The 5,156-nt window shown below is 41.5% G+C and carries 4 protein-coding genes and 2 pseudogenes; all 6 read left to right on the forward strand.

What is annotated here, in order from left to right:
* Positions 1-5: 5 nt before the first annotated feature.
* The 6 genes and pseudogenes from PX484_RS20845 to gvpC all read left to right on the forward strand — a co-directional run bounded on the left by PX484_RS20845 (position 6) and on the right by gvpC (position 4,527).
* A complete protein-coding gene (locus PX484_RS20845; RefSeq protein WP_002803853.1) occupies positions 6-293 on the forward strand; it encodes a hypothetical protein in 288 nt (95 codons plus the stop codon).
* A gap of 460 nt (positions 294-753) precedes the next feature.
* Positions 754-1,461, forward strand: a pseudogene (locus tag PX484_RS20850) (IS1/IS1595 family N-terminal zinc-binding domain-containing protein).
* A 316-nt stretch (positions 1,462-1,777) separates the two neighbouring features.
* Positions 1,778-2,064 (forward strand): annotated as a pseudogene (locus PX484_RS20855) (ISNCY family transposase); the annotation flags it as partial.
* A gap of 580 nt (positions 2,065-2,644) precedes the next feature.
* The gene (gene gvpA, locus PX484_RS20860) at positions 2,645-2,860 is read left to right on the forward strand and encodes a gas vesicle structural protein GvpA (protein ID WP_002735503.1); all 216 of its coding nucleotides are present in this window, start codon (positions 2,645-2,647) and stop codon (positions 2,858-2,860) included.
* A 371-nt stretch (positions 2,861-3,231) separates the two neighbouring features.
* Complete coding sequence (gene gvpA, locus PX484_RS20865; protein ID WP_002735503.1) at positions 3,232-3,447, forward strand: gas vesicle structural protein GvpA; 216 nt, start codon at positions 3,232-3,234, stop codon at positions 3,445-3,447.
* Between the two features lie 441 nt (positions 3,448-3,888).
* The gene (gene gvpC, locus PX484_RS20870; RefSeq protein ID WP_002803850.1) at positions 3,889-4,527 is read left to right on the forward strand and encodes a gas vesicle protein GvpC; all 639 of its coding nucleotides are present in this window, start codon (positions 3,889-3,891) and stop codon (positions 4,525-4,527) included.
* Positions 4,528-5,156: the final 629 nt, after the last annotated feature.

Raw genomic sequence — 5,156 nt, forward strand, 5'->3', positions numbered from 1 at the left:
ACACCATGAGTCTATCTTCAGAAGCCTATCGCCAAGCCCTCGTGCGGGATGGAGAACGGCGCTATCGCGAATGGCACCAAAATTATCACAACCAATGCCGTCAATCAACGGCTGAATACCAAGCTCGTTCTGCCCAACAACACCCAACAAACCAACAACGTCCAACAAAGCCTTGGATTTCCTCGGAAGCCTACCGCCAATTTTTAGTCAAAGATGGGGAGCGGCGTTTTGCGGAATGGCATGGCCAGTTTTTAGACTATCAAAGACAATTTCTGGCCAGTCAATCCACCTAAACGGATGTCAACAAATCCGCATTACAGCAATCTCTGAAAATAGTGGCTACAGTCCACGAAGAAATAGCTAATACCAATTTTCAATAGTCCTGGCAGGCATCCTACTCCCCCCCCCTTGCCCACCCGAATTCGGGTGGGTGAGGGGGGGGAACGCATATCAAACGCTATTGACAATCGGCCAATTTTGTGATCCGTGTGGGCATTTCAAGTGATACCAATCAATCAAAATAGTTACGAACTCTTAACATTTAGTCGATTTTTGTTTAACAGTTGAGATGAGAAATTATACTCAAATATGCCTGAATCGCTCTCTGGACAAGCAACTCACACGAGGTTAATTTTGTCAAGGGTTGTTAAGATGTGTTTACCTTACCATGTTGCTTATTCGGTATCAACTGTGTAAAATACTTATTAATAAAAATAATTGGCTCAAATCAGTCCTTAAACCTCTACCTTGATCATGACTTTTCTGATAAGTATCTCTTTGTGGCTCGTGGAGGGCCTACTCAAATATCAGCCTAGCACGGAGCAAAATCCCCCCACTAGTTTGCCTGTATTTACTTGTCCTAGTTGTGGTTCTCACCATACTATCAAGAACGGTTATATTCATAATGGGAAATCCAAACTTCACTGTGAAGAATGTGGTCAACCGTTTGTGATCAATCCCACTAATAAAACCAGATATCCCGATACCAAACAATTAATCGATCAACTCTTACTCGAACTAATTTCCTGACGAGGAATTGCCAGAGTAGCAGGGGTAAGTTGGTCATGGTTACGAAATTATGTCAACGTCTCGACTTCCCTCGACGTTGACCCTGAGCGAAGCCGAAAGGTCAACAATAAACTGTCGACTGTTCCCTGTCAACTCAAGGTTTCGGACAAACCAAAAGGTAAATTGCTCATAGAATGTGATGAGATGTGTCCTTTTGTTTTTTCTAAGACGATAAAGGTCTATATTTGGCTGGTAATTGATAGAAAGACAAGGGAACTTATTGGTGGCTATTTAGGATATAGGAGCCGCCAATCAGCTAAAAAACTTTTGCCAAGTTTACCCAGTGTTTACCGACAATGTGCTGTTACTTACACTCATTTTTGGGAGTCCTATAAGACAATAGTTCCGAGTAAACGTCATCGAGAGGTACAGCCAAGAACCTGGTCAAACTAATCTCACCTTGGAAGACTTGATAAGACCTTTCGACCAAGGATTTCTCGGTTGGTGAGAGAGATTCTATAAAAAAATGGAGAATCACCTTGGGGAGCCTTTTGGTATTTTATCCATGACTACAATGCACAGCAAAGCCAAGCATTAAGGCTCCATCACCACGGCTCTTCTCGACTTTGTGTGATAATTTTTGCTTATGGAATCGTGAAATACTTATCAGGCAAGACTTTTATTGCTATTTTGCTGAAGAAACTATCAGTATAGATCTCGTTTCCACACAGAAACCAGAAGAGCCTCACCACCACCGAATCACCACCCAGAAAAATCAAAAGGTAAATTATCCATAGAGTGTGATGAAATGTAGTCATTGGTTTTTTTAAGACGATAAAGGTTTACATTTGGCTGGCAATTGATAGAAAGACAAGGGAAATTATTGGCGGCTATTTAGGAGATAGCAGTCGCCAAGCAGCCAAAAAACTTTCGGCCCAGTTTACCCGGTGTTTACCGACAATGTGCTGTTACTTACACTGATTTTTGAGAGTTATATAAGACAGTAATTCCGAGTAAACGTCATCGAGTGCTAGGAAAAGAAACTGGTCAAACTAATCCCATTGTAAAGACTTAATAACACCTTTCGACCAAGGATTTCTCTGTTGGCGAGAGAGAATCTATCTTTCTCTAAAAAAACGGAGAATCACCTTGGCGCTGCTTGGTATTTTATCCATGACTACAATGCACAGCAAGGCAAAGCATTAAGCCTCCATCACTACTACAGAACCACAACCAGAAATTTTTGTCAAGTAAAAATTGTACCAAATTTAGATGAGCTTACCCTGTATAGATGATTTCCTGACCTCAGATCACATTTTATTCTCTTGTCAACTTTAATCTAAAAATCGAGAAAAAAGCAAAACCGCCCATCATACCATAAAAAAATTATGCAATAGGTCTAATGTATCGGACTTATCTGAGAAATCACTACACACTTCTTAACGAAAAAAACTGAGAATTACTACATACTTCTTAACGAAAAACAGCTAACTTAGGTATTGACAACGACAAATACAGGGTGTTATCTTTAAAAGTGCGGAAGTGATGAAGGCAGAAACCCCAAATAAGTTTCTGAATCCTCCATGACCTCAGCATTGTACAAACTCTATGAAAACAACAAAAAGGTATACCTACCATGGCAGTTGAAAAAACTAACTCTTCCTCTAGCTTGGCTGAAGTTATTGACCGTATTCTTGACAAAGGTATCGTTATTGATGCCTGGGCTCGCGTATCTCTGGTGGGCATCGAATTATTAGCGATTGAAGCTCGTGTAGTTATCGCTTCTGTTGAAACCTACCTCAAATATGCTGAAGCTGTTGGTCTGACTCAATCTGCAGCGGTTCCTGCTTAAGGACTGATTCCAGATTCTCCCATCTGCTGAGTTAAAACCCTACTGGGTTTTCCAGATTCTTAGCTTTTCTTTGATCCCTATTGAGTTTAGTTACCTCTCTCTTGGGGCGCAATAGTCTATAATCGACAGTTTGGCACGGCAACGGATAGCGAAACAAAGCTAGATCCATACAAATTATTTTTGTAAACGTGATTTTGTCCTTTGTAGCTAGGTTTACCCCCTACCACCAGAGTGTGGGACTAACTATTTTTCGGAATAGAAAGTCATTTTTGGTGTGGAAGATGCGCCCCCTGAGATGCGGTAGTTCGATAGATAAATTTTGGGATCAGCACTGTACACTTTCTATACAAACAACAAAAAGGTCTACTACCATGGCAGTTGAAAAAACTAACTCTTCCTCTAGCTTAGCTGAAGTTATCGATCGTATCCTTGACAAAGGTATCGTTATTGATGCTTGGGCTCGCGTATCTCTGGTGGGCATCGAATTATTAGCGATTGAAGCTCGTGTAGTTATCGCTTCTGTTGAAACCTACCTCAAATATGCTGAAGCTGTTGGTCTGACTCAATCTGCAGCGGTTCCTGCTTAAGGGTTGATCCCAGATTCTCCTATCTGCTGAGTGAAAACCCGACTGGGTTTTCCAGATCCTCGGCTTTTCTTTAAATCCCTATTGAGTCTAGTTACCCCTCTCTTGGGGCGCAATGGTCTATGATTGACAAGGTTGGCACGGCAACGGATAGCAAAAACAAAGCTAGGCCTATACAAGTTATTTTTGTAACCGTGATTTTGACCTTTGTAGCTAGGTTTACTGTCTATCGCCAGAATGTAAGGCTGACTATTTTTCTGAGTAGAAAGCCATTTTGGGGGTGGGATGTTGCGCCCCTCAGTCTGGGGTAGTCCCCTACCTCAACTTTGGGATGATAAGAAAAGTCGAAATCTGCTGTCTCTCCCCCCAGTCTCCGTGAAGGTTTTTCTAACGGGTGATTGGGTCAAATCCATTCCATAGTATTTAGTAATTGAGGACAACCCCATGCCTGCTCTCATGGAACAGTTCCGCCAGGATCGTTTATCGATTGCTGAAGAAGTAGCTAAACTCTCGCGAGAAGTACAATCTTTTCTGTTGGATGTCAAAACTGAAAGACAAAAACAAGCGCAAGAACAGGCAACTGCTTTGCGCCAATCTTTCCAAAAAGTTCAACAGGAAAGCCACTTGTTCTTAACAGCTACCCAAAAACAGCGTTTAGCTCAGGCGGAAAAGCAAAAAGAGGATTTACGTCAATTTCAAGAACAACGTTTAGCTGAAGCGAAACGGTTAGATGATGACTTACGTCAACAGCGTCTAGACCGAGCCAAACAGCTAAAGGACGATTTAAGTCAATTCCAAGAACAACGTTTAGCAGCAGCAAAACAGCTGGAGAACGACTTACGTCAACAGCATCTAGATCGAGCTAAACAGCTGAAAGAGGATTTAAGTCAATTCCAAGAACAGCGTTTAGCGGCAGCGAAGCAGCTAGAGGACGACTTACGCCAACTTCATCTAGATCGAGCTAAACAGGTGAAGGATGATTTAAGTCAATTTCAAGAAAGACGTTTAGCTGAAGCGAAACAGCTAAAAGACGAATTGCGTCAATTTCGTCAAGATTTGTCTATCTACGTTTTTGGCAAATAAATCTCTAGGTTAATTCCAACCCACTTAACCCTAGGGCTAGAGTAAAAAACCTCTAGTCCCTTTTCCTAGCTAAACTAGAGGACTATCTGAGAATACAACAATAAGCTTTTGGTTTTCAACCTACTATGCTGGTCCTGTTTTTCTAAGTTTCTAGACTCAACCTAGAAGTGCTGGGTTCCTATTTAGTCCGCTCTAGGTCTCTGGTAAATTAAGAAGTATATAAAACTTCACTTAGTTTATAGTTAATGTTGTCATTAGTAGTATTTTATAGCAGTTTTCATCAGAATGAGGCATGGGCAAGAGGCTTAAACCCTTTGTTGGCAAAACTTGTCGATACCTCAGTAACGTGAAAAGCGCTATATTGACAAAGGAGGTAAGTGAAAAGGACTGCATCTGCTTGGAGATTGTTATTGTTTAAGTCTTGAAAAGTAATCTAGACAATAATTTTCGACCCTTAGACCCTTGACTAATGAATATCCTAAAAATACCTTCATCGGAAATTTTGGGTCTGAAACCCCGCCGTTCTAGGTTGGCTTTACGTTAGAATTAAAAGGCCAGTCTCGAAAACCAAGTGGACGGCGCAGCACCTTGAAAACTCGGCTTAGGGGGTTCCGACCAGAAAAGCTTGG

It is taken from the genome of Microcystis sp. M49636_WE2, from assembly GCF_030065375.1.
Taxonomy (GTDB): Bacteria; Cyanobacteriota; Cyanobacteriia; order Cyanobacteriales; family Microcystaceae; genus Microcystis; species Microcystis aeruginosa_C.

What these genes read in the sequence shown, in the direction of transcription:
- PX484_RS20845 (WP_002803853.1), top strand. Translation starts at nt 6, where the DNA reads ATGAGTCTATCTTCAGAAGCCTATCGCCAAGCCCTCGTGCGGGATGGA.
- gvpA (WP_002735503.1), top strand. Translation starts at nt 2,645, where the DNA reads ATGGCAGTTGAAAAAACTAACTCTTCCTCTAGCTTGGCTGAAGTTATT.
- gvpA (WP_002735503.1), top strand. Translation starts at nt 3,232, where the DNA reads ATGGCAGTTGAAAAAACTAACTCTTCCTCTAGCTTAGCTGAAGTTATC.
- gvpC (WP_002803850.1), top strand. Translation starts at nt 3,889, where the DNA reads ATGCCTGCTCTCATGGAACAGTTCCGCCAGGATCGTTTATCGATTGCT.